The sequence below is a fragment of the Micromonospora sp. NPDC048063 genome, assembly GCF_043202855.1.
Taxonomy (GTDB): Bacteria; Actinomycetota; Actinomycetes; order Mycobacteriales; family Micromonosporaceae; genus Micromonospora.
This window is the reverse complement of the sequence record NZ_JBIDBG010000006.1, coordinates 296426-319274: the sequence shown is the minus strand read 5'-3', so window position 1 is coordinate 319274 and position 22849 is coordinate 296426. Positions and strand designations below refer to the sequence as shown.

Sequence of the window (22849 nt, the reverse complement as noted above, 5' to 3'; positions counted from 1 at the left end):
CGGGCGCTGCGGTACCAGGCGCGACCGGGCCCGGCGCCCGAGGCCGCCGACGCCCGGTGGTCTTCGGCGACGGGCCGGCCTCGTGGCGGAACCGCGCGGAGCCGCCAGCCGGGCGGTTACTTCACGCCGGCGGCGTCCATGCCGCGCAGCTCCTTCTTCAGGTCGGCGACCTCGTCGCGGATCCGGGCGGCCAGCTCGAACTGCAGCTCCCGGGCCGCGGCCAGCATCTGGTCGTTGAGTTCCTGGATGAGCTGGGCCAGCTCGGCCCGGGCCATCCCCTCCCGCGCGGGCCCGGCACCGCCGGCCCGGCCGCGACTGCGGGTCTCCTTCACCGGCGCCTTGCCCCGGGACAGCTGCCGCACCGCCCCGCCGACCCGGCTGTTCTCCGTGTCCTCCGCCTCGCGGTAGATGTCGTCGAGGATGTCGTGGATCTTCTTGCGCAGCGGCTCCGGGCTGATGCCGTGCGCCTCGTTGTGCGCGATCTGCTTGGCCCGCCGCCGGTTGGTCTCGTCGATCGCGTCCGCCATCGACGGAGTGATCTTGTCCGCGTACATGTGGACCTGGCCGGAGACGTTCCGGGCCGCCCGGCCGATGGTCTGGATCAGCGACCGGCCACTGCGCAGGAAGCCCTCCTTGTCGGCGTCGAGGATGGCGACCAGCGACACCTCGGGCAGGTCGAGGCCCTCCCGGAGCAGGTTGATGCCGACCAGCACGTCGTAGTCGCCCTTACGCAGCTCGCGCAGCAGCTCCACCCGGCGCAACGTGTCGACCTCGGAGTGCAGGTAACGCACCTGGATGCCGTTCTCCAAAAGGTAGTCGGACAGGTCCTCGGCCATCTTCTTCGTCAGCGTGGTGACCAGCACCCGCTCGTCGCGCTCGGTGCGCAGCTTGATCTCGTGCATCAGGTCGTCGATCTGGCCCTTGGTGGGCTTCACGACGACCTCGGGGTCGATCAGGCCGGTCGGCCGGATCACCTGCTCGACGAACTCGCCCTGGGCCTGCTCCAGCTCCCAGGGGCCGGGCGTGGCGGACAGGAAGACCATCTGGCCCACCCGCTCCAGGAACTCGTCGAACCGCAGCGGCCGGTTGTCGGCCGCGCTGGGCAGCCGGAAGCCGTGGTCGATCAGCATCCGCTTGCGTGACGCGTCGCCCTCGTACATGCCGCCGATCTGCGGGATGGTCACGTGCGACTCGTCGACGACCGTCAGGAAGTCGTCGGGGAAGTAGTCGAGCAGGCAGTGCGGCGGGCTGCCCGGCAGCCGGCCGTCGATGTGCATCGAGTAGTTCTCGATGCCGGAGCAGAAACCGACCTGCCGCATCATCTCGATGTCGTAGGTCGTGCGCATCCGCAGCCGCTGGGCCTCCAACAGCTTGCCCTGCCGCTCCAGCTCGGCCAACCGCTCGCCCAGCTCGGCCTCGATGTCGCGGATCGCCCGCTCCATCCGCTCCGGACCGGCCGCGTAGTGGGTGGCCGGGAAGATCAGCAGGTGGTCGACCTCGCGGACCACGTCGCCGGTGAGCGGGTTGAGATAGTAGAGCTTCTCCACCTCGTCACCGAAGAGCTCGATCCGGACGGCCAGCTCCTCGTAGGCCGGGATGATCTCCAGCGTGTCGCCCCGGACCCGGAAGGTGCCCCGGTTGAAGGCCATGTCGTTGCGCGAATACTGGATGTCGACCAGGCGGCGCAGCAGCTGGTCGCGGTCGAGCTCCTGCCCGACGGCGACGCGCACGGCCCGGTCGAGGTATTCCTCCGGGGTGCCCAGGCCGTAGATCGCCGAGACGGTGGCCACCACCACCACGTCGCGCCGGGTCAGCAGCGACATCGTCGCCGAGTGCCGCAGCCGCTCGACCTCCTCGTTGATCGAGGAGTCCTTCTCGATGTAGGTGTCGGTCTGCGGGATGTAGGCCTCGGGCTGGTAGTAGTCGTAGTAGGAGACGAAATACTCCACCGCGTTGTGCGGCAGCAGCTCGCTGAACTCCTTGGCCAACTGGGCGCAGAGCGTCTTGTTGGGCGCGAGCACCAGCGTCGGCCGCTGCAACCGCTCGACGAGCCACGCCGTGGTGGCGCTCTTGCCGGTGCCGGTCGCGCCGAGCAGCACCGTGTTGCGGTCGCCGCGTCGGACCCGACGCTCCAGGTCGTCGATGGCCGCCGGCTGGTCGCCGGCCGGCTGGAAGTCGCTGACGACCTGGAAGCGGCCGTCGAGCCGGGGAATGTCGAGCGCCATGACCCCAACGGTACGCCGGGGGTCCGACACCCCGCTCCGACTACGGACGGTCCCTGATCGGCTTCGATATTCCCATTGTGTGGCCGATCTCACGAGACTACGCTCTCGGTGTAGGCCGCTCGCGGCGGCCGACCGGGCAGGCGGCCAGGCCCTCAGCGGCCGGCCCGCCCCCGGCACAGGGGTCGCAGCACCCGGCACGCCCGGCGTGCGCACCCGACGTGGTCGCGCCCGAGGCGCTGACCGGCCGCCGCGAGCGCCCCTGCTCGTCACCCCGCGACGGTGAATCCCGTTCAACCATCCGTGGACACCTCCGCCGCCCGGGCCACCCGTGCCGACCCGACCTCCCCGCCGCAGGACCGGCCGCCGCACGACGACGCCCACACCGGGGCCGTCCCGCGGGTGCTGACCGGCCGCCGGCGCACCACCCTGCTGGTGCTCGCGGTCGTGGCCGTGCTCTCCGCGGCGGCGCTGGTCGCGGGGCTGCTGAGCTGGTCGCCCGACCGGTCGGAGCCGTCCCGGGCGCTGACCGGTGACGAGCGCGAGCGGCTGGCCGCGATGCGGGTCACCAACCACCGCGACCTGCGGGCCGGGGTGCGGGTGACGACGGGCACCGGGTCCGACCGCATCGAACTGGTCGGCTGGGTCGACTGGTCCCGGCCGCTGGTCTACCTGGACGTCGGCGGGCCCGGCGCGGGCGCCGAACGCGGCCTGCTGCAGGCCACGCCGACCGTGGCCGTGCTGCGGCCCGACCCGTCGGCGGTGCCCACCGCCGCACCGCCTCCGCTGGTGCCGCCGGCGGACCGCTGGCGGCTGCACGACCCGTCCGGCGGGCGAGGGCTCGCCGCCGTGCTCGACCTGCTCTTCCGGCTCGGCGCGGACCGCCCCGAGCCGCCCTCGGCGGCCGCCCGCTGGGTGGGCCGCTCCACCGTCGGGGCGGAGCCGGTCGACATCCTCCAGGCGCCGTCGGCCCCGGGCACGCCACCGCCACCCGCGTCCGCGGCGACGGGCGACCACCCGCGCTACTGGCTGGACCGCGACGCCCGCCTGCACCGGCTGGAGACCGGACTGCCCGGCGTCGGGCCGGTCACCGTGCAGTTCACCCGCACCGACCGGCCGACGCTGCGGCCGGTCGACGCCCTCGGCGGCCGGCCCGGGCAGCCCCGGGCCCTGACCGCCGGGGAGCGGGACCGGCTGGACCGGCTGCCCGCCCGGCTCCGCGCCGCCGGCGGCGCCTCCGTCACCCTCACCGGGCCCCTCGCCGCCGGCACCAACCTGCGCGGCGCCGGCTGGGTGAGCTGGACCGACCGGGCCGCGTACGTGGCCGTCGCCGACCTCGGCGCACCGGAGCACCGGGCGCTGCTGCGCGTCGACGGGACGGACGTGACCCGGTCGGAGGTCCCCGCCACGACGGTTCCCGGCACGGTGGAGGCACCCGGCCGGCCCCCGCTGCCGCCGCCCGCCCGGGGCTGGCGGGCCGACCCGACGCGCGCCGGCGACCTGGGCCTGCTGCTCGGCGCGGCGCTACGGGCCGCCCGGTCGCCCGCGCCGCGGGGCGCCACTCTCCGGGTGCGCGGAGACAGCCTGTCCGGGAGGACCGTGGACGTGGTCGAGCTGCGCACGTCCGGGGCGCTGCTGCGCTACTGGATCGACCGGTCCGGCGTGCTGCGCCGGCTGGAGCTGCGTACCCGGTCGGGTGCCTGGGCCCAGCTCGACCTGGCCCCCGGCGCGGTGCCCCGGTTGCCCGCCGCCCGGCCGGCGCCGCAGCGCCCGGAAGCGCCGGCCGGCGGGCGATGACCGATCGGGGTCAGGGGCGCCGCCGGGGCGACGTCAGGGCCCCGGCGCGCCGGCGACGGCGGCCGGTGACGGGTCAGGGGCGCCAGCCGGTCTGCGCCGCCCAGTCCTCGGCGCGCAGGTGCTCCTCGTCGAACCACGGGTCCTTCGCCGTGGTGTAGGTGGCGCTGTCCGGGGCCGAGGCGGCCAGTTCCCGCTTCAGCAGCAGGTAGGCCGCCCGCTGGTCCGGGTCGGCACGCAGGTGGTCGCGCATCAGCAGCGCGTACCGCCAGCCGGGCGAGTCCACGGCGCGGACGTGCAGGTACACGGGGCGGCCCGGGTCGGCGCTGCCGTGCAGCCGCTTCTCCCACCGGCCGCTGCCGGGCAACCGGGGGTTGTCCCACCAGTCGCCGGGCAGGCGCGGGAAGCCCGCGGCGGCGAGCCGCTCGGCCAGCGGGCCGTCCGCGTCGGCGAGGGTCGGCACGGTGAGCTGGATGTCGATCACGTCCTTGGCGGCGAGGCCGGGCACCGCGGTCGAGCCAATGTGATCGATCCGCAGGTCGGCGGGGGCGATCGCGTGCCGGATCCGGGCGGCGAGCCGCGCGTACTGCTGCGGCCAGGTCGGGTCGGCCTCGGTCAGCACGACGCGGTGCGGTCGCACCGGTCGCCGCTCGCGCAGGTTCGCCTCGTAGGGCAGCAGCCGCTCCTGCCACAGCGCGTCGACCGCCGCGTGCAGGTCGGCGAGGCTGCCGTCGTTGGTCAGCACCACGTCCGCCGCGGCCCGGCGTCGGGCGTCGTCGGCCTGCGCGGCGATCCGCCGCTCGGCCTCCGCCTGGTCCATCCCGCGGTCGCGGGCCAGCCGCGCCAACCGGGTGGCCACCGCCGTCTGCACCACGATCACCAGGTGGTACGTGGGCGCAAGCCCCACCTCCACCAGCAGCGGCACGTCGTTGACCACGATCGCGTCGGGCACCGCCGCGGCGGCCAGTTCGGCCGTGCGGGCCCGTACGCGGGGATGGATGATCCCCTCCAGCCGACGCCGGGCCGCCTCGTCGGCGAAGACCACCGCGCCCAGCGCCGCCCGGTCGAGGGCCCCGCCGGCGTCGAGGACCCGGTCGGAGAAGGCCGCGACGATCTCGGCCAGTCCCTCGGTGCCCGGCGCCACCACCTCCCGGGCCACCTGGTCGGCGTCGATGACCACCGCGCCCCGCTCGGCCAGCCGGGACGCCACCGCGCTCTTGCCGGATCCGATCCCCCCGGTCAACCCCACCATCAGCACCGGACCAGTCAACCCGATCTTCCCCGCACCGCCAAACCGGGCCGGTGCCCGCGCCCGGCACGCCCGCCCCGCCGGACGGAGGCCGGCGCGGGCCATCCGGGCCACGGTCTGGCTGGCCGCCGGGTGGATGGGCCCGGCCTCCGGGCCCCACCGGCACGGACGGGCCCGGCGCCCCGCCCCACCGGAACGAACCGGCCGGTGCCGGGGCCCGCCGGAGCGGCGCCGAGCGGCCGCCCCGCGCCGGAGCGGGGGCCGGCAGGGGCGGGCAACGGCGAGGGCCCCGCCCCCGGCGATCTCGCGATCGCGGGGACGGGGCCCTCGTCCGTCGTTCAGCGGGTCACTTGCCGCCGGCGAGCTTCTCCCGCAGAGCGGCGAGCGCCTCGTCGGTGGCCAGGGTGCCGGCCGGCTCCTCGGCCTGCCGGCTCGGGGCCGCGCTGGTCGAGGTGGTGGTGCCACCGGTGACGGCCGGAGCCGGGTTGGCAGCGGCCTCGGCGTCGGCGGCGCGGGAGGTCTGCACCTGCTTGGTGTGGGCCTCCCAGCGCTGACGGGCCTCGGCGTACTGGTTCTCCCAGGTCTCGCGCTGCTTGTCGTACCCCTCGAGCCACTCGCCCGTCTCCGGGTCGAAGCCCTCCGGGTAGATGTAGTTGCCCTCGGCGTCGTAGGTCGCGGCCATGCCGTAGAGGGTCGGGTCGAAGTGCTCCTCGCCCTCGACGAAGCCCTCGTTGGCCTGCTTGAGCGACAGCGAGATCCGGCGGCGCTCCAGGTCGATGTCGATGACCTTGACCATGACCTCGGAGCCGACCTGGACGACCTGCTCCGGGATCTCCACGTGGCGCTCGGCCAGCTCGGAGATGTGGACCAGGCCCTCGATGCCGTCGTCCACCCGGACGAAGGCGCCGAACGGCACCAGCTTGGTGACCTTACCCGGCACGATCTGCTGGATCGCGTGGGTGCGGGCGAACTGCCGCCACGGGTCCTCCTGGGTCGCCTTCAGCGACAGCGAGACCCGCTCGCGGTCCAGGTCGACGTCCAGGACCTCGACCTCGACCTCCTGGCCCACCTCGACGACCTCGGACGGGTGGTCGATGTGCTTCCAGGACAGCTCGGAGACGTGCACCAGGCCGTCCACGCCGCCCAGGTCGACGAACGCGCCGAAGTTGACGATCGAGGACACGACGCCCTTGCGGACCTGGCCCTTCTGCAGCTTGTTGAGGAACTCGGTGCGCACCTCGGACTGCGTCTGCTCCAGCCAGGCCCGGCGGGACAGGACCACGTTGTTGCGGTTCTTGTCCAGCTCGATGATCTTGGCCTCGAGCTCACGGCCGACGTACGGCTGCAGGTCCCGCACCCGACGCATCTCGACCAGGGAGGCGGGCAGGAAGCCGCGCAGCCCGATGTCGAGGATGAGGCCGCCCTTGACCACCTCGATGACCGAGCCGCGGACGACGCCGTCCTCGTCCTTGATCTTCTCGATGGTGCCCCAGGCCCGCTCGTACTGCGCCCGCTTCTTGGAGAGGATCAGACGCCCCTCCTTGTCCTCCTTCTGGAGGACCAGGGCCTCGATGTGATCACCAACCGAAACGACCTCGGCCGGGTCCACGTCGTGCTTGATCGACAACTCCCGAGAGGGGATGACGCCCTCGGTCTTGTAGCCGATGTCGAGCAGGACCTCGTCCCGATCGACCTTGACGACGGTGCCTTCGACAATGTCGCCGTCGTTGAAGTACTTGATGGTCTCGTCGATCGCGGCGAGGAAAGCCTCCTCGGAACCGAGATCGTCGTGGGTGACCCGGGTGGCGCTCGAGGGGGCCTCGATGCTGCTCGTCATGTGGGCGGTTGCTCCGGTCGGATGGTGTGTCACAGCAGGCTGGTGTCGCGGTGACCTGTTCGCGCCAGCGGATCCGTCGCCGGGCACACCGAAGATCGAGTGAGATCATGGAGGTAACTCCGCCAGTGGTCCCGGAGACCGCGCACCTGCTCCCTGCCGAGGCACACGATTCGCGAGCGCATCGTCTAGCCTACCCGCTGCATTACCACAGCGTGCAAGGCCTCCCGCCCTCTCGCCGCCTCGCCACCTGCGAAAGCGGAGATTTCGGTAGGAAGCTGTCCCACCTGTCGCGTCCGTCACAACGGCACCACCGGGAACCGTAGCGCCACCCCTGTTCCGCCACGCCCGGGGGCTCGCCGCCCGCCGCCGCGCCCTGCGGGAGAGGCACTAGCGTGAGCGGGTGGACGACGACAGCAGCCGGGTGACCCGGCGCCGGGTGGGCGACGCCGAGGCCCGGCGCGCCAGCCGCCACTGGTGGGACACCGACGCCGACGACTATCAGGCCGAGCACGGCGGCTTCCTCGGCGACCTCGACTTCGTCTGGTGCCCCGAGGGGGTACGCGAGGCGGACGTACGGCTGCTGGGCGAACTGACCGGGCGGCGTGTGCTGGAGGTCGGCTGCGGCGCCGCGGCCGCCGCGCGGTGGCTCGCCACCCGGGGCGCCCGGCCGGTCGCCATGGACCTGTCCGCCGGCATGTTGCGACACGCCGCCCTCGCCGCCGCGCGCACCGGCGTACGCGTGCCGCTGGTGCAGGCCGACGCGTTGGCGCTGCCCTTCGCCGACGCGGCGTTCGACACCGCGTGCACGGCGTTCGGGGCGATCCCGTTCGTGGCCGACTCGGCGGCGGTGATGCGCGAGGTGTTCCGGGTGCTGCGCCCCGGCGGTCGCTGGGTGTTCTCGGTGACCCACCCGATGCGGTGGATCTTCCTCGACGACCCGGGCGAGGGCGGGCTGACCGCCACGCACTCGTACTTCGACCGCTCCCCCTACGTGGAGCAGGACGAGACCGGCGCGGCCACCTACGTCGAGCAGCACCGCACGCTCGGCGACCGGATCCGGGAGATCGTGGGCGCCGGGTTCGGCCTGGTCGACCTGGTCGAGCCGGAGTGGCCCGAGGGGCACGAGGGGATCTGGGGGCAGTGGAGCCCGCTGCGCGGCCGCCTCTTTCCCGGCACTGCCATCTTCGTCGCCGAGAAGCCCGCCCGAGAAGCCGGACAGTCGGTGCGACGGCCAGGGCCGCCCGCAGGGTTACGCTGAGCCGGTGAGCGCCGAGCCGATCGCGACACCACCTGGCCCCTGGTGTCCTGACCCGATCCGGCAGCAGCGTGCGGACTACACGCTGGAGGATCTGCTCAACCTGCCGGACGACGCCCCGCGCGTCGAACTCGTCGACGGAGTCATCCAGGTGACACCCTCCCCCACCCTGGGCCACCAGGACATCTCCAGCCTGCTCTGGCTGTGGCTGCGGACCCACGCCCCCGCCCACCTCCGCGCCGCTCAGGCCGTCGGCGTGGCCCTCAACGCGAACACCAGTCGACAGCCGGACGTGCTGCTGCGCCGGGCCGAGGTGACCCCCGACCGGTCACTGCTCGTGCCTGACGACGTCATCCTCGCCGTGGAGGTGGTGTCCCCGGGTACGCGGCGCACCGACAGGTTCGCCAAGCCGGGTGAGTACGCCGCCGCGGGCATCCCGTTCTACTGGCGCATCGAACAGGACCCCGTGCACCTGTACGCCTACCGCCGGGGCGAGCGGCTCGGGCCGGGCGGAGAGCGGCAGTACGAACTGATCACCGACAGCGCCGAGCTGGTCGAACTCAGCGAGCCGTTCGAGATCAAGCTGCCGATCGCCGAGATCACCCCCTAGGGGTCCCCCCGTTTCCTGGCATCGACGCCGGGTACCCACCCGGCATGGCCGAGCAGAACGAGTTCCGCAAGGGTGACCACGTCTCCTGGGCCAGTCACAGCGGCCGGGCGTACGGCGTGGTCAAGGAGAAGCTGATCGACCGGACGCACGTGCGCGGGCACGCCGTGAACGCGTCCCCGGAGCACCCGCAGTACCGGATCCGCAACGACGACTCGGGCCGGGACGTCGCCCACCGACCGGAGGTGCTGCGCCATGAGCGGGGGTGACGAGGGTCGGGACGTCTATCGGGAGTTCACCGAGGCGGTGAACATGAAGCCCGGCGAGCTGTCGACGTGGCTGGAGACCGACGAGTCGAAGCATGTCGGCTGGCGGAAGGGCACCAAGGGCGGCGAGTCGGTGGGGCACGAGTCCGGCCGCAGGATCATCAGCCTGCTGCGCCGCAAGCGCGACCAGCTCTCCGAGGACGACTACCGGCACATGCGCAAGGTCGTCGGGTACGTCCGGCGGCACATGGCGCAGCGACCGAGCGGCGACGTGCGCCAGACCCGGTGGCGGTACTCCCTGATGAACTGGGGTCACGATCCCGTCAAGGCCCCGCTCCCGCCGCCCGGCGGACCGTCCCGGAAGGCCCTGGAGCGGCACGGCGCCCCGCCGAAGTCCCGCCGGGGACCGGGACGGTGAACCGGACCCGGCCACGACGTCCGGCAGGGGTGGTACACCGGAACGGGCCGACACGACGCCGACCGCGACGGGTTGCGGGGCAGCCCGACCAGCGCAGGGATCACGCCTGACCGCCCGGAGCGGGTCGGGCCGCCCCGCAACCCACCACGAAGACACTCAGTGGTCGGCGCTGTTCCAGTCCCGCCCCTCGCCGACCGACACCTCCAGCGGCACCGACAGCGGGTACGCCCCGCCCATCTCCCGCCGCACCAGCGCCTCGAGGGCCTCCCGCTCGCCGGGCGCGACCTCGAACACCAGCTCGTCGTGCACCTGGAGCAGCATCCGCGAGCGCAGGCCAGCCTCGCGCAGCGCGGTGTCGACGTGCAGCATGGCCACCTTGATGATGTCGGCGGCCGAGCCCTGGATCGGCGCGTTGAGCGCCATCCGCTCGGCCATCTCCCGGCGCTGCCGGTTGTCGCTCACCAGGTCGGGCAGGTAGCGCCGGCGCCCCAGGATCGTCGAGGTGTAGCCGTCGTGCCGGGCCCGGGAGACGATCTCCTGGAGGTAGTCGCGCACCCCGCCGAAGCCGGCGAAGTAGTCCTCCATCAGCCCGCGCGCCTCCTCGGCGGTGATGCCGAGCTGCTGGGAGAGGCCGAACGCGCTCAGCCCGTACGCCAGGCCGTAGTTCATCGCCTTGATCTTGCGCCGCTGGTCCGCGGTGACCTCGTCGAGGGGCACCCCGAAGACGGACGAGGCGGTGGCGGCGTGGAAGTCGGCGCCGGAGTTGAACGCCTCGATGAGCGCGTCGTCCGACGACAGGTGCGCCATGATGCGCATCTCGATCTGGCTGTAGTCGGCGGTGAGCAGGCACTCGTAGCCCTCCCCGACGACGAAGGCGCGGCGGATCCGCCGCCCCTCCTCGGTGCGGATCGGGATGTTCTGCAGGTTGGGCTCGGTAGAGGAAAGCCGGCCGGTGGCCGCCACCGTCTGGTTGAACGTCGTGTGGATGCGCCCGTCGTCGGAGACCGACTTGAGCAGCCCGTCGACGGTGGTCTTGAGCTTGGCCACGTCCCGGTGGCGCAGCAGGTGGGCCAGCACCGGGTGCGGGTTCTGCGCGTGGAGCCACTGCAGGGCGTCGGCGTCGGTGGTGTAGCCGGTCTTGATCTTCTTGGTCTTGGGCAGGCCCAGCTCGCCGAAGAGGATCTCCTGCAACTGCTTCGGCGAGCCGAGGTTGAACTCGCGCCCCACCGCCGCGTACGCCCCCTGGGCGGCGGCCTTCACCTCGGCGGCGAAGTGCGCCTCCAGCTCGGAGAGGTAGTGCGTGTCGGCGGCGATGCCGGTGCGCTCCATGCCGGCGAGCACCCGCATCAGCGGCAGCTCCACCCCGGCCATCAGCCGGGCGGACTGCTCGCCGTCGCGGGAGAGCTCGGCGTCGATGGCGTCGGCGAGGTCGAGGGTGGCCCGGGCCTGGAGCATGAGGTTCTGCTCCGCCTCGCCGTCGTTGCCGAGGCCGTCGAGGGTGAGCTGACCGGTCTCCGGCGCGTCGACCCGCAGCTCGCGGTGCAGGTAGCGCAGGGCCAGGTCGGTCAGGTCGTAGGAGCGCTGGTCGGGGCGGGCCAGGTAGGCGGCGATCTGGGTGTCGCGGAGGATGCCGTCCAGGCGCCAGCCGTGCGCGGCGAACGCGAGCACGGCCGGCTTGCTGTCGTGCAGCACCTTGGGCCGCGCCTCGTCGGCCAGCCAGGCCGCCAGGGCCGCCTCGTCGGCCGGCTCCAGGGTGGCGGGGTCGAGCCAGGCCGCCGCGCCGCCGGCGGTCGCCAGGGCCAGGCCGGTCACGGAGGCGGTGTGCCGGCGGTTGGGCCCGGTGTCGAGCTTCGCCGCCACGCCCACCGGGGTGCCGGCCGGCGCGTGCGTCTCCAGCCACCCGGCCACCGCCCCGGGCGCGGTGAGCACCTCGCCGGTCAGGTCGAAGCCGGCCTCGGCCTCCGGCTCGACGGCCTCCAGGTACTGGTAGAGCCGGTCGCGCAGGATGCGGAACTCGAGGGTGTCGAAGACCTGGTGGACGGCCTCGCGGTCCCACCCCTGCCAGCGGGCGTCCTCGGGGCGCAGCGGCAGCTCCAGGTCGGAGACGAGGCAGTTGATCTCGTAGTTGCGGATCACGTCGGCGAGCCGCTCGCGCAGGCTGTCGCCGGCCTTGCCCTTGATCTCGTCGGCCCGCGCGACGACGCCGTCGACCCCGCCGTACAGGTTGATCCACTTCGCGGCCGTCTTCGGGCCGACGCCCGGGACGCCGGGCAGGTTGTCGCTGGTCTCGCCGACCAGGGCGGCCAGGTCGCGGTAGCGCTGCGGGGCGACGCCGTACTTCGCCTCGATCGCCGCCGGATCCATCCGGGCCAGGTCGGAGACGCCCTTGCGCGGATAGAGCACGGTGATGTTCTCACCGACGAGCTGGAAGGCGTCCCGGTCGCCGGTGCTGATCAGCACCGACATGCCCTGGTCGCGGGCCTGGCAGGCGAGGGTGGCGATGATGTCGTCGGCCTCGTAGCCCTCCTTCTCCACCACCGGGACGCGCAGCGCCGCCAGGACCTCCTTGACCAGGCTGACCTGGCCCTTGAAGTCGGTCGGGGTCTCGCTGCGGCCGGCCTTGTACTCCGCGTACTTCTCGGTGCGGAACGAGCGGCGGGAGACGTCGAAGGCGACGACGATGTGCGTGGGCTGCTCGTCGCGCAGCACGTTGATCAGCATGGACGTGAAGCCGTAGACGGCGTTGGTCGGCTGCCCCGTCGTGGTGGAGAAGTTTTCCACGGGCAGGGCGAAGAAGGCCCGGTATGCCATGGAATGTCCGTCGACGAGGAGCAGGCGCGGCGTCGTAGCTGTCACGGCAGCGACTCTAGCCGCCCGCCCCGACAGTTCGGGACACCGGCACGGCCGCCATCGGCCCGGCGCGGACGCCGGCGCGGCCCGTACGGCCGCGCCGGCGTCCCCGTCACAGCACCTTGGCCAGGAACGCCTTCGTCCGGTCGTGCCGGGGGTTGGCGATCACCTCGCGCGGGTTGCCCGACTCGACCACGACGCCGCCGTCCATGAAGACCAGCGAGTCGCCGACCTCGCGGGCGAAGCCGATCTCGTGGGTCACCACGATCATCGTCATGCCGTCGCGGGCCAGGTCCTTCATCACGTCGAGCACCTCGCCGACCAACTCCGGGTCGAGCGCGCTGGTGGGCTCGTCGAAGAGCATCAGCTTCGGCCGCATCGCCAGCGCCCGGGCGATCGCCACCCGCTGCTGCTGGCCGCCGGAGAGCTGACCGGGATAGTTGCCGAGCTTGTCGCCCAGCCCCACCCGCTCCAACAGGGCGGCGGCCCGTTCGCGGGCGGCGGCCTTCTTCTCCCGACCCAGCAGCACCGGCGCCTCGGCGACGTTCTGCAGGGCGGTCATGTGCGGGAAGAGGTTGAACCGCTGGAACACCATGCCGATCGCACGGCGCTGGGCGGCCACCTCCTTCTCCCGCATCTCGTGCAGCTTCCCACCGCGCTCGCGGTAGCCGATCAGCTCGCCGTCCACCCAGATCCGACCGGCGTTGATCTTCTCCAGGTGGTTGATGCAGCGCAGGAACGTCGACTTGCCGGAGCCGGAGGGGCCCAGCAGGCAGCAGACCTCGCCGCTGCGGACCTCCAGGTCGATTCCCTTGAGCACCTCGACCGACCCGAACGACTTGTGCACCTGCTCGGCCCGGACCATCGGCCCGGACTCCGCCGTCGGCGCGCCGGCCTGGGCCGGCACCGTCACCTTGGTCATCCGCCGTCCACCTTCCCGGTCGCGCCGCCCGCCTCCGCGGTGATCCCGCGCAGCTTGGTCTTCGCCCGCCCGCTGCGCCCGACGCCCCTGGAGAAGTGCCGCTCCAGGTAGTACTGCCCGACCAGCAGCACACTGGTCAGCAGCAGGTACCACAGGCACGCCGCCACGTACATCGGGAAGACCTGGAAGGTCCGGTTACCGACGGCCTTGAGCTGGAAGAACAGCTCGGCGGAAACCGGCACGAAGGCCACCAGCGAGGTGTCCTTCAGCATCGCGATCGTCTCGTTGCCGGTCGGCGGGATGATCACCCGCATGGCCTGCGGCAGCACGATCCGGCGCAGAATCTGCCCCCGGGTCAGGCCGAGCGCCTGCGCGGCCTCCGTCTGCCCCTCGTCGACCGACTGGATGCCGGCCCGGACAATCTCCGCCATGTAGGCGGCCTCGGAGAGGCCGAGCGCCAGCATGCCGGCGACGAAGCCGGTCAGGATCTCCACGGCGGAGAAGCCGAACAGCCGCGCCTCGAAGTCGTCGACCCCGAACAGGGCGCCGATCTGCCGGTCGAAGGGCAGCCCGAACTCGATCCGGGCCCACAGGATGCCGAGGTTGCCGAAGAGGATCGCCAGCACCAGCCGGGGCACCGCCCGGAAGAACCAGGTGTACGCCCAGGCGACGCCGCGCAGGATCGGGTTCTCCGACAGCCGCATGATGGCGATGACGACACCCAGCCCGACGCCGATCAGCATCGAGAGGATGGTCAGCGCGATCGTGCCGCGCAGCCCCTCGATGATCGGCGGCCGGAACATCTCGTCGACCATGAACGACCAGTTGAACGCCTTGTTCGTCACCAGCAGGTGGACGAACATGGCCACCAGCACCCCGATCACGGCGACGGCGACCCACCGCCCGGGATGCCGCACGGGCACGGCCTGGATGGGTTCCGGCCGTGCCCGCTCGGGTGTGTCTGTTTCGACCGACATGGGTCAGCTGGTCGGGTTCAGCGCCGGGGTCGTGATGGCGCCGCCCTCGACGCCCCACTTCTTCAGCGCGGTCTCGTAGCTGCCGTCGGCGATGACCGCCTGCACGGCCTCCTTCAGCACCTCGGCGAACGCGGCCTGGTCCTTCTTCACCGCGTAGCCGTACGGGGCGGACTCGTAGATGTCGCCGAGCAGCTCCAGCTGGCCGTTGCTCTGCTTCACCGCGTACGCGCCGACCGGCGAGTCGGCCAGCATGGCGTCGTCCTTGCCGCTGACCACGGCGGCGGTGGCGTCGCTCTGCGCCTGGTACTGGTCGATGGTGATCGCCGGCTTGCCGGCGTCGGTGCACTTCTTCGACCGGGCGGTGATGTCGTCGAGCTGTACGGTGCCGACCTGCACGGCGATCTTCTTGCCGCAGGCGTCGTTCGGGTCGATCTTGGCCGGGTTGCCGGCCTTGGTCGCCCACTGGGTGCCGGCGGAGTAGTAGCTGACCATGTTGACGGTCTTCATCCGGTCGGCGTTGATGGTGAACGAGGAGACGCCGATCTCGTACTTGCCGGAGTCGACGCCGGGCAGGATCGAGTCGAACGGCGCCGACTCGTACTCGGCCTTCAGGCCGAGCTTCTGCGCGACGGCGTTGAAGAGCTCGACGTCGAAGCCGACGACCGTCTTGCCGTCGGCGTCGAGGAACTCCGCCGGGGCGTACGTCGAGTCGGTGCCGACCTTGATCACGCCGTCGGCCTTGATGGCGTCGGGCACCTTCGCGGCCAGCGCGGAGTCGGCGGCGGCGGTGACGCTGGGTCCGGCGCCGGGCTGCTCGGTGCTCTCCTTCTCGCCGCAACCGGCGAGCGAGAGGGCGAGCAGCGCGGCACTCGTGGCGCCGAGCACGGCCCGGCGGCCACCAGAGATGTGGAACATGTCGTTCTCCTTGCGGTGAGGGGTGGCGGCCGGTCAGGCCACGCCGAGGTAGGCCTCTTTGACCGCCGGGTCGTGCAGCAGGTCCGCGCCGGTCCCGCTCTTGACGATCCGGCCGGTCTCCAGCACGTACGCCCGGTGCGCCCGGGCCAGGGCCTGCTGGGCGTTCTGCTCGACCAGCAGGATGGTGGTGCCCTGTTCGTTGATCTCGGTGATGATGTCGAAGATCTGCTGGATCAGCATCGGCGCCAGACCCATCGAGGGCTCGTCGAGCAGCAGCAGCTTCGGTCGGCTCATCAGCGCCCGGCCGACGGCCAGCATCTGCTGCTCGCCGCCGGAAAGGGTACCCCCGGCCTGCTTGCGCCGCTCTGCCAGGCGCGGGAACAGGTTCAGCACCCGGTCGAGGTCCTGGGCGATGCCCGCCCGGTCCCGCCGGGTGTAGGCGCCCATGTCCAGGTTCTCCAGCACCGTCATGCCCGGGAAGATGCCCCGGCCCTCCGGCGCCTGGCACAGCCCCCGCCTGACCCGCAGGTCGGCCCGGAGCTTGGTGATGTCCTCACCGTTGAACCGGATGTTCCCGCTGGCGACCGGGCGGATCCCGGAGATGGCCCGCATCGTGGTCGACTTGCCGGCGCCGTTGGCGCCGATCAGGGCGACGATCTCGCCCTCGTCCACCGTCAGGCTGATGCCGTGCAGCGCCTGGATCCGCCCGTACAGCAGGCTCACGTCGTCGATCTCAAGCAGCATCGTCCGGCACCCCCAGGTACGCCGCGATCACCTTCGGGTTCTCCCGCACCTCGGCGGGCAGCCCCTCGGCGATCTTCTTTCCGAACTCCAGCACCACGATCCGGTCGGTGACCCCCATGACCAGGCGCATGTCGTGCTCGATGAGCAGCACGGTCACGCCGGTGTCCCGGATCTGCCGGATGAGCTGGAGCAGTTCCTCCTTCTCCGCCGGGTTGAAGCCGGCGGCCGGCTCGTCGAGGCAGAGCAGCACCGGGTCGGTGGCCAGCGCACGGGCGATCTCCAGCCGCCGCTGCTCGCCGTAGGAGAGGTTGCGGGCGAACTCGTGCATCCGCTTGCGGATGCCGACGAACTCCAGCAGGCGCTCGGCCTTCTCCCGGCCCTCGCGCTCCTCCTTCCAGTACCGCGGCAGGCGGAACAGCGCGGAGATGACGCTGGTCTTGTGGTGCGCATCCGCGCCGACCAGGACGTTCTCCATAGCGGTCATCTCGGGGAAGAGGCGGATGTTCTGGAACGTCCGCGCCATGCCCATCTTGGTGATCTGGTGCCGCTTCTTGCCGCTGATCTTCTGGCCACGGAACCGGATCTGCCCCTCGGTGGGCTGGTAGATGCCGGTCATCGCGTTGAAGCAGGTGGTCTTGCCGGCGCCGTTCGGCCCGATCAGACCGAGGATCTCCCCCTTGTAGAGGGTGAAGTCCACCTCGTTCAGCGCGACCACGCCGCCGAAGCGCAGCGTGACGTTGTCGACCTCCAGCAGCGGCTCCCGGGTGGGCACCGTCTCCACGGCCGGCGCGCCGGCCTGCGCCGGGACGGCCGGCGTCTGCTCGGTGTCACTCACCGACGGTCACCTCCTTGCGGCGGTCCTTGAACTCCGCCGCGCGTCGTCGGTTCGGGATCAGGCCCTCGGGCCGGAAGATCATCATGATCACCAGCACCAGGCCGAAGAACAGGAACCGGTACTCGTACAGCTCGATGCCGAGCACCTCGATGCCGCGGAACCGCTCGATCATGTACGCCACCAGGCCGCCGCCGACGATCGCGCCGACGATGTTGCCCGAGCCGCCGAAGATGACGGCGGCCAGGATGATGATCGAGTTCAGCAGCTCGAAGTTCTGCGAGTTGACGAAGTTCTGCTTGCCCGCGAAGAGCGCGCCGGCCAGACCGGCGATCGCCGCGCCCGCCGCGAACGCCCACAGCTTGAACTTGAAGGTCGGCACGCCCATCAGCTGCGCCGCGTCCTCGTCCTCCCGGATCGAGATCCAGGCGCGACCGACCCGGCTGTGGGTCAGGTTCCGCACCCCGATCACCACCAGGATGATCAGCGTGAGCACCAGCCAGTAGTAGGGCCGGGCGTCGAGCACGCCGAAGATCGGCTTGCCGTCGGCGTACTGGCCCGGCGGGTGCGGGATCTGGTTGAAGCCCCGCTGGCCCTTCAGGAACTCGGAGCTGACCGCCCCGATTCGGATCATCTCGGCGAAGCCGAGCGTCACCAGCGCCAGGTAGTCGCCGCGCAGCCGCAGGGTCGGCGTGCCGAGCATCACGCCGGAGACCATGGTCAGGGCGATTGCCACCGGCACCGCCAGCAGCCACGGCCACAGCGTCTTGATGTCGCTGCTCGGCGAGGTCAGCACCGCGACGGTGTACGCGCCGACGGCGAAGAAACCGAAGTAGCCGAGGTCGAGCAGGCCGGCGAAACCGACCACGATGTTCAGGCCGACGGCCAGCAGCACGTAGATCGAGACGGTGAACATCACCTGCGTGAAGTTCGCACCGGGGGTCGGGATCGGCCCGAGGTACTGGTAGAACTCCTTGTTCGGCAGTGCGTAGAAGAACACGATCACCGCGGCGAGCAGCGCCCAGCGCACCCAGCGCGGCGCGCCGCGCCACCGTTCCCCGGCCGCCTCTCGGCCGGAGCGCACCTTCTCCAGGACGGTCGTCATGCCCGTGCCCTCCCCAGCGACTCACCCAGCAGACCGGTCGGCCGGAACATCAGCAGCACCACCAGCACCGCGAACGCGGCGAAGTCCTTCCACTCGCTGCCGAACAGGCCGGAGGCGTAGTTCTCCACGACGCCCAGCAGCAGGCCGCCGAGCAGCGCGCCGCGCAGGTTGCCGATGCCGCCCAGCACCGCGGCCGTGAACGCCTTGAGGCCGAGCATGAAGCCGACGCTGTAGGTGAGGGTCTGGATCCGCACGTCGTAGAGCAGGCCCGCGACGCCGGCCATCGCGCCGCCGGCGATGAAGACCATCAGGATGATCCGGTCCTTGTTCACGCCCATCAGCGCGGCGGTGTTGGCGTCCTGCGCCACCGCCCGGATGCCGCGGCCAACCCGGCTGCGGTTGATGAACATGTCCAGCGCGATCATCATCACCAGCGCGGACCCGAGGGTCAGCAACTGGATGGCGTCGATCGGCACCCCGGCGATGTGGAACAACGGCTTGGAGCTGACCAGGGCCGGTGCGCCCTGCGGCAACCGGCGGGTCCAGATGCCGAACGCCTCGGCGATGGCGATGGACGCGCCGATCGCGGTGATCAGGAACGCCAGCGGCGGCGCGTTGCGCTTACGCAGCGGCCGGTAGGCCACCCGCTCGATGACCGTCGCGGTGCCCGCCGAGGCGATCGCCGCCGCGAGCGCCGCGACCAACAGGTAGAAAATGATCGTGCCGACGCCGCTGACCTGCGAGTTCTGGTCCAGGCCGAACCATCTCCAGGAGACCAGCGCAGCGAACGCGCCGGCGATGAAGACCTCGGAGTGGGCGAAGTTGATGAGTCTCAGCACGCCGTAGACCAGCGTGTAGCCCAGCGCGACCAGGGCGTAGATCGCGCCCTGCGTCAGGCCGGTCGTGGTGAGTTCTCCGAAGTTGGAGAACAGTCCGTCGAAGTTCAAGGGAGGGACGCTCCATCAGGGTCTGGAGAGAAAAAGGGGGTGCGGCCGGGAGCGAGCTCCCGGCCGCACCCGCGATCACAACTCAATCGCTGTAGCAGCGACCGGCGTCAGGACTTCGGGATCTCCTGGTCCGGGACGACCTTGCCGCCCTGGACCTTGAAGGCCCAGACCTTGACCTGCGCCGGGTCGAGCTCGCCGCCCTCGACGAACTTGTAGCTCGCCGCGACGCCCTCGCCGCTGTAGCCCTTCACGAACTCCAGCAGGCCCGCACGGGTGGTCTTGCCCGCCTTGATGCCGGCGAGCAGGATGTTCGCCGCGTCGTAGGCCGTGTCGCTGTAGGTGCCCGGGTCGGTGCCGTTGAGGGCCTTGTACTCCTGGGCGAAGGTGCCCCGCGCCTCGGTGGCCGGCTGGCACGGGCAGGTGAGGATGGTGCCCTCGGCCGCCGCCGCACCCGCGGAGGTGATGTACGCGCCGTCGTTGACGCCGTCACCGGCGATCAGCGGAGCGGTGACCCCGGCAGCGCTGAGCTGCTTGCGGATCAGGCCCGCCTCCTGGTAGTAGCCGCCGTAGAAGATGGCCTTCACGTTCGCGGCCTTGACCTTGGTGACCACGGCGGAGAACTCGGTCTGCTTGCCCTCGCCCTGGACCTTGTCCGAGCCGACGACCGCCGGGCCGAGCAGCTTCTTGACCTCGTCGGCCAGGCCGGCGCCGTACGCGGACTGGTCGTCGATGACGTAGACCTTGTCGGCCTTCAGCACGTTCTTGATGTAGTTGCCGGCCGCCGGGCCCTGGCTGAAGTCGTTGCCGACCGCGCGGAAGAAGGTCTTCCAGCCCTGCTCCGCAAGGCTCGGGCGGGTCGCGGAGGGGGTGATGGTGACCAGACCGGCCTCGTTGAACAGCGGACCGGCGGCCTCCGACTCACCCGAGTAGGCCGGGCCGACGATGCCGAGGATCTTCGTGTCGTCGATGGCCTTCTGGGCCAGACCCGGGGCCTGGTCCGGGCTGCCCTGCGAGTCCAGGGAGACCAGCTCGACCTTGCAGTCGGCGTTTTCCTTGTTGTACTTGTCGACGGCCAGCTTGACGCCGTTGTTCTCGTTGATGCCGAGCGCCGCCGAGCTGCCGGTCAACGCGCCGAAGAACGCGATCTTGTTGCCACAGGCTTCCCCACCGGACGCCGTGTCGTCTCCACCGCTGGAGCATGCGGTGCCGCCGGCGACGAGCGCCAGCATGGCCACCCCACCGATAACGCGCGCGAGCTTCTGCCTCAAGGCCCGAACCCTCCTCCGTCCCATGGTCCGAACCACCCGCTGCCTATTGGCCCTTGCGGGGGCGGACGAACCAGACCGTCGTCGCCGGTCTGGGGCCGGACGCTATCCCACCTTTCAGCTGTGACGAAAGCCCCAGCGGAGCGGGTTGACCGAACCGTTACACGCCGTGGCGGATTGGAAACGATCGCTGTAAGAACCGTCGGTCATGAATGGCCCTCGCCTTCGTTTCGTCGGTAACGGGCAGGTCAGCGCCCACTCCCTACCGATCAATGACCGGCAACCCGGTCCACCAGGCACGGGACGTTTGGCCGTCATCGGCGACCAACACCAGTCGATCCCCCTGGGCCGCCGCGGCCACCGCCGTGTTGCCGCCGTCGGGCACCACGGCAGGCATCGCCATCGTCCGCCACGAATCCCCCGAATCGACCGAGAGCCACAGTCCGCGACCGCCGCCGTCCCCGGTCACCGCCACCAGAGCACGCCCGGCCGGCACCAGACCGTCGACCGACGACACCCCCGGCCCCGGCACGCCGAACCCGCCGACCCGCCGCCACTCGTCCCCGGCCAGCCGCCAGGCCGCGAACCCCTCGCGCACCGGACCGACCGTCACCAGCCCGCCGTCGCCCACCGACGCCACCCGCTGCGCCTGGCCGCGCCCGTCCGCCGCCGGCAACGCCACCCGCCGCCAGGCAAGGCCGTCCGCCGAGGCCCACGCCAGGGGCGCCAGCGCGGTCGCGCCCGGCGGCAGCACCGCCCCCACCACCCACCAGCCCGACGGCACGGCCACCGCGTCGTACGCCACCGTCCGGCCGCGCCCGTCACCGGCGAGCTCCGGCACACCCTCCCGGATGGTGAACCGCGCGCCGTCGGGGGACGTCCAGACCGCCGCGCCGTCGACCCGGGCCCCCGCGATCAGCCAACCGGCCGGCCCGGCGGCCAACCGGGCCACGCTCACCGCCCGCGGCCCCGCGTACAGTTCGAAGGGGGCCGGCACCTCCCGCAGCGCGCCGTCCGGGGCCTGCGCCCAGGTGCCCGTGCGGGGATTGCCGTGCACGCCGCCGTTCTTCGCCCCGAGCGCCGCCACCCGGCCGTCCCGGCAGGCGGCCGCGTACAGCACGTGCTGGCGGCCGTAGAAGCTCGACGCCGCCACCGGCAGCGCCGACCACGCCGCGCCGTCGGCGCTGCTCCAGGCCGCCGGCCGCGTCTCCCCCGCCGCGTCGGCCAGCCCGCCCACCACGTACCACCGGCCGGCGCAGGCCACGGCGTCGCGCAACAGCGGCCGGCCGGCCGCGCCCGGCGGCGCGGGCAGGCTCAGCGGCTGCCACGCCGGGCGCAGCGGCTCGGCGGTGGGCTCCGCCGGGGCCCGGTCGCAGCCGGCCAGCAGCGCGGCGGCCACACCGAGCACCGCCACCAGCCGCCGGGACCACATGGGATCAGATGTTATCGATCGGCCGGCCCGGCGGGGAGCCCGGTTCCACGGGCCCCGGCGTGTCGCGCCGTCCCGGTGCGTCGCCCCCGGGCCGTACGGTCGACCGCGACGGAGGGCCCGGCGCGGACTCCGAGCGGCCCGGCGTGTTCCGCCCCGGGTCAGGCGGTGGGCTGCGCGACCTCGCCGCCGGCGGTCTCGGCGAGGATCCGCTCGGCGACCTCCTTCATGGTCATCCGGTGGTCCATCGCCGTGCGCTGGATCCACTTGAACGCCTGCGGCTCGGTCATCCCGTAGGTCGTCATGAGCGCACCCTTGGCGCGCTCCACGGTCTTGCGGATCTCCAGCCGGTCGGTCAGCCCGGCGACCTCCGACTCCAGCGCGGCGATCTCGGAGTAGCGGGACAGCGCGATCTCCACCGCCGGCACCAGGTCGCTCTTCTGGAACGGCTTCACGAGGTACGCCATCGCGCCGGCCGCCCGGGCCCGCTCCACCAGGTCGCGCTGGCTGAACGCGGTCAGGATGATCACCGGGGCGATCCGGGCGCCGGCGATCCGCTCGGCGGCGGCCAGCCCGTCCATGATCGGCATCTTGATGTCGAGGATGACCAGATCGGGTTTGAGCTCCTCGGCGAGCCGGACGGCCGTCTCGCCGTCACCGGCCTCCCCGACCACCTCGTAGCCCTCTTCGACCAGCATCTCGGCGAGGTCCAGCCGAATGAGCGCCTCGTCCTCGGCGATCAGAACGCGCCTGCGCTCGACGTCCGTCTGCGTCTCCGCCACGAGCCACTCCCACCACTCTGTTCCCGGCACCCGCCGGTCCGGTACCGTCGTGCCTAGCGTAGTGGGTAACCTATGTGGCGCCGCCACAGCGTGGGTGGCGAAGTCCCCGTATTCCAACTGGCAGAGAAGCGGAGCTCAAACCTCCGACAGTGTGGGTTCGAATCCCACCGGGGGCACCGAAACTGTCGCACGTACGTACCAAACTCGTCGGCGTGCATCCACCGGAAGTACGCGCACGAGCGCACCAGGTCCACCGCTTGGGAGCGACGGTCGCGGAGACGGCCCGCGCCGTCGGGCTTCCCTACCGCACCGTGTGGGAGTGGTGCCGCCGGCCCGAGGCCCCGGTCCGGGGCACGGCGCTGCGCTGCTTCCGCTGCCGTCCCGGCGTCGACAATCGGACTCAGGCCCAGGCCTACAGCTTCCTGCTCGGCCT

19 protein-coding genes and 1 tRNA gene are annotated in these 22849 nt (G+C 71.8%); 6 read left to right on the top strand and 14 right to left on the bottom strand.

Translation table 11 applies throughout. From position 1 onward, the window contains the following. Positions 1 to 116 precede the first annotated feature (116 nt). A complete protein-coding gene (gene uvrB / locus ACGFZ2_RS18190) occupies positions 117 to 2225 on the bottom strand; it encodes an excinuclease ABC subunit UvrB (protein WP_393454846.1) in 2109 nt (702 codons plus the stop codon). 300 nt (positions 2226 to 2525) lie between these two features. Here uvrB and ACGFZ2_RS18185 point away from each other — a divergent pair, with 300 nt between their 5' ends. Continuing rightward, the gene (locus ACGFZ2_RS18185) at positions 2526 to 4019 is read left to right on the top strand and encodes a hypothetical protein (RefSeq protein ID WP_393454843.1); all 1494 of its coding nucleotides are present in this window, start codon (positions 2526 to 2528) and stop codon (positions 4017 to 4019) included. Between the two features lie 73 nt (positions 4020 to 4092). On the opposite strand, the gene coaE is transcribed toward ACGFZ2_RS18185, so the two are convergent. Beyond that, positions 4093 to 5274 (bottom strand): dephospho-CoA kinase, encoded by a 1182-nt coding sequence (gene coaE, locus ACGFZ2_RS18180; RefSeq protein ID WP_393454984.1) that lies wholly within the window; start codon positions 5272 to 5274, stop codon positions 4093 to 4095. A gap of 337 nt (positions 5275 to 5611) precedes the next feature. Further along, positions 5612 to 7102 carry a 30S ribosomal protein S1 gene (gene rpsA, locus ACGFZ2_RS18175; protein ID WP_357700111.1) on the bottom strand — a complete coding sequence of 497 codons (1491 nt, stop codon included), beginning with the start codon at positions 7100 to 7102 and terminating at the stop codon, positions 5612 to 5614. 400 nt (positions 7103 to 7502) lie between these two features. On the opposite strand from rpsA, the gene ACGFZ2_RS18170 reads away from it, so the two are divergent. The 4 genes from ACGFZ2_RS18170 to ACGFZ2_RS18155 are packed head-to-tail and all read left to right on the top strand — an operon-like array spanning position 7503 to position 9648. Then, positions 7503 to 8360: a class I SAM-dependent methyltransferase gene (locus ACGFZ2_RS18170; RefSeq protein WP_393454840.1), complete on the top strand. Its 858-nt coding sequence runs from the start codon at positions 7503 to 7505 to the stop codon at positions 8358 to 8360. Between the two features lie 4 nt (positions 8361 to 8364). After that, positions 8365 to 8967: a Uma2 family endonuclease gene (locus ACGFZ2_RS18165; protein ID WP_393269004.1), complete on the top strand. Its 603-nt coding sequence runs from the start codon at positions 8365 to 8367 to the stop codon at positions 8965 to 8967. A 44-nt stretch (positions 8968 to 9011) separates the two neighbouring features. Next, a complete protein-coding gene (locus ACGFZ2_RS18160) occupies positions 9012 to 9233 on the top strand; it encodes a DUF2945 domain-containing protein (protein ID WP_393269006.1) in 222 nt (73 codons plus the stop codon). Further along, positions 9220 to 9648, top strand: a complete 429-nt coding sequence (locus ACGFZ2_RS18155) for a DUF3140 domain-containing protein (protein ID WP_393269009.1) — start codon at positions 9220 to 9222, stop codon at positions 9646 to 9648. The genes ACGFZ2_RS18160 and ACGFZ2_RS18155 overlap by 14 nt, the downstream gene beginning before the upstream one ends. Before the next feature lie 156 nt (positions 9649 to 9804). Here the strand turns inward: ACGFZ2_RS18155 and polA are convergent, their stop codons facing one another. The 11 genes from polA to ACGFZ2_RS18100 form a co-directional block, all read right to left on the bottom strand. Then, positions 9805 to 12504, bottom strand: coding sequence for a DNA polymerase I (gene polA, locus ACGFZ2_RS18150; RefSeq protein WP_393269011.1), 2700 nt, complete (start codon positions 12502 to 12504; stop codon positions 9805 to 9807). A 106-nt stretch (positions 12505 to 12610) separates the two neighbouring features. Next, positions 12611 to 13363, bottom strand: a complete 753-nt coding sequence (locus tag ACGFZ2_RS18145; RefSeq protein ID WP_393269053.1) for an amino acid ABC transporter ATP-binding protein — start codon at positions 13361 to 13363, stop codon at positions 12611 to 12613. Positions 13364 to 13416: 53 nt separating this feature from the next. Then, the gene (locus tag ACGFZ2_RS18140) at positions 13417 to 14397 is read right to left on the bottom strand and encodes an amino acid ABC transporter permease (RefSeq protein WP_393454837.1); all 981 of its coding nucleotides are present in this window, start codon (positions 14395 to 14397) and stop codon (positions 13417 to 13419) included. A 3-nt stretch (positions 14398 to 14400) separates the two neighbouring features. After that, positions 14401 to 15312: an ABC transporter substrate-binding protein gene (locus ACGFZ2_RS18135; protein ID WP_393454834.1), complete on the bottom strand. Its 912-nt coding sequence runs from the start codon at positions 15310 to 15312 to the stop codon at positions 14401 to 14403. Between the two features lie 33 nt (positions 15313 to 15345). Then, positions 15346 to 16056: an ABC transporter ATP-binding protein gene (locus tag ACGFZ2_RS18130; protein WP_393454831.1), complete on the bottom strand. Its 711-nt coding sequence runs from the start codon at positions 16054 to 16056 to the stop codon at positions 15346 to 15348. Next, entirely contained in the window at positions 16046 to 16891 is an 846-nt protein-coding gene (locus tag ACGFZ2_RS18125; protein ID WP_393454828.1) for an ABC transporter ATP-binding protein, read from the bottom strand. Before ACGFZ2_RS18125 ends, ACGFZ2_RS18130 begins: the two co-directional genes overlap by 11 nt. After that, on the bottom strand, positions 16884 to 17993 hold the full coding sequence (locus ACGFZ2_RS18120) for a branched-chain amino acid ABC transporter permease (protein WP_393454825.1): 1110 nt from the start codon (positions 17991 to 17993) through the stop codon (positions 16884 to 16886). Before ACGFZ2_RS18120 ends, ACGFZ2_RS18125 begins: the two co-directional genes overlap by 8 nt. Then, positions 17990 to 18940: a branched-chain amino acid ABC transporter permease gene (locus tag ACGFZ2_RS18115; RefSeq protein ID WP_393269022.1), complete on the bottom strand. Its 951-nt coding sequence runs from the start codon at positions 18938 to 18940 to the stop codon at positions 17990 to 17992. Before ACGFZ2_RS18115 ends, ACGFZ2_RS18120 begins: the two co-directional genes overlap by 4 nt. Positions 18941 to 19047: 107 nt before the next feature. Continuing rightward, positions 19048 to 20208, bottom strand: coding sequence for a branched-chain amino acid ABC transporter substrate-binding protein (locus ACGFZ2_RS18110; protein WP_393269024.1), 1161 nt, complete (start codon positions 20206 to 20208; stop codon positions 19048 to 19050). A 259-nt stretch (positions 20209 to 20467) separates the two neighbouring features. Next, positions 20468 to 21637 carry a hypothetical protein gene (locus tag ACGFZ2_RS18105; protein ID WP_393454822.1) on the bottom strand — a complete coding sequence of 390 codons (1170 nt, stop codon included), beginning with the start codon at positions 21635 to 21637 and terminating at the stop codon, positions 20468 to 20470. Between the two features lie 158 nt (positions 21638 to 21795). After that, the gene (locus ACGFZ2_RS18100) at positions 21796 to 22416 is read right to left on the bottom strand and encodes an ANTAR domain-containing response regulator (RefSeq protein WP_393269027.1); all 621 of its coding nucleotides are present in this window, start codon (positions 22414 to 22416) and stop codon (positions 21796 to 21798) included. 102 nt (positions 22417 to 22518) lie between these two features. On the opposite strand from ACGFZ2_RS18100, the gene ACGFZ2_RS18095 reads away from it, so the two are divergent. After that, positions 22519 to 22592, top strand: a tRNA-Leu gene (locus ACGFZ2_RS18095). Positions 22593 to 22849 lie beyond the last annotated feature (257 nt).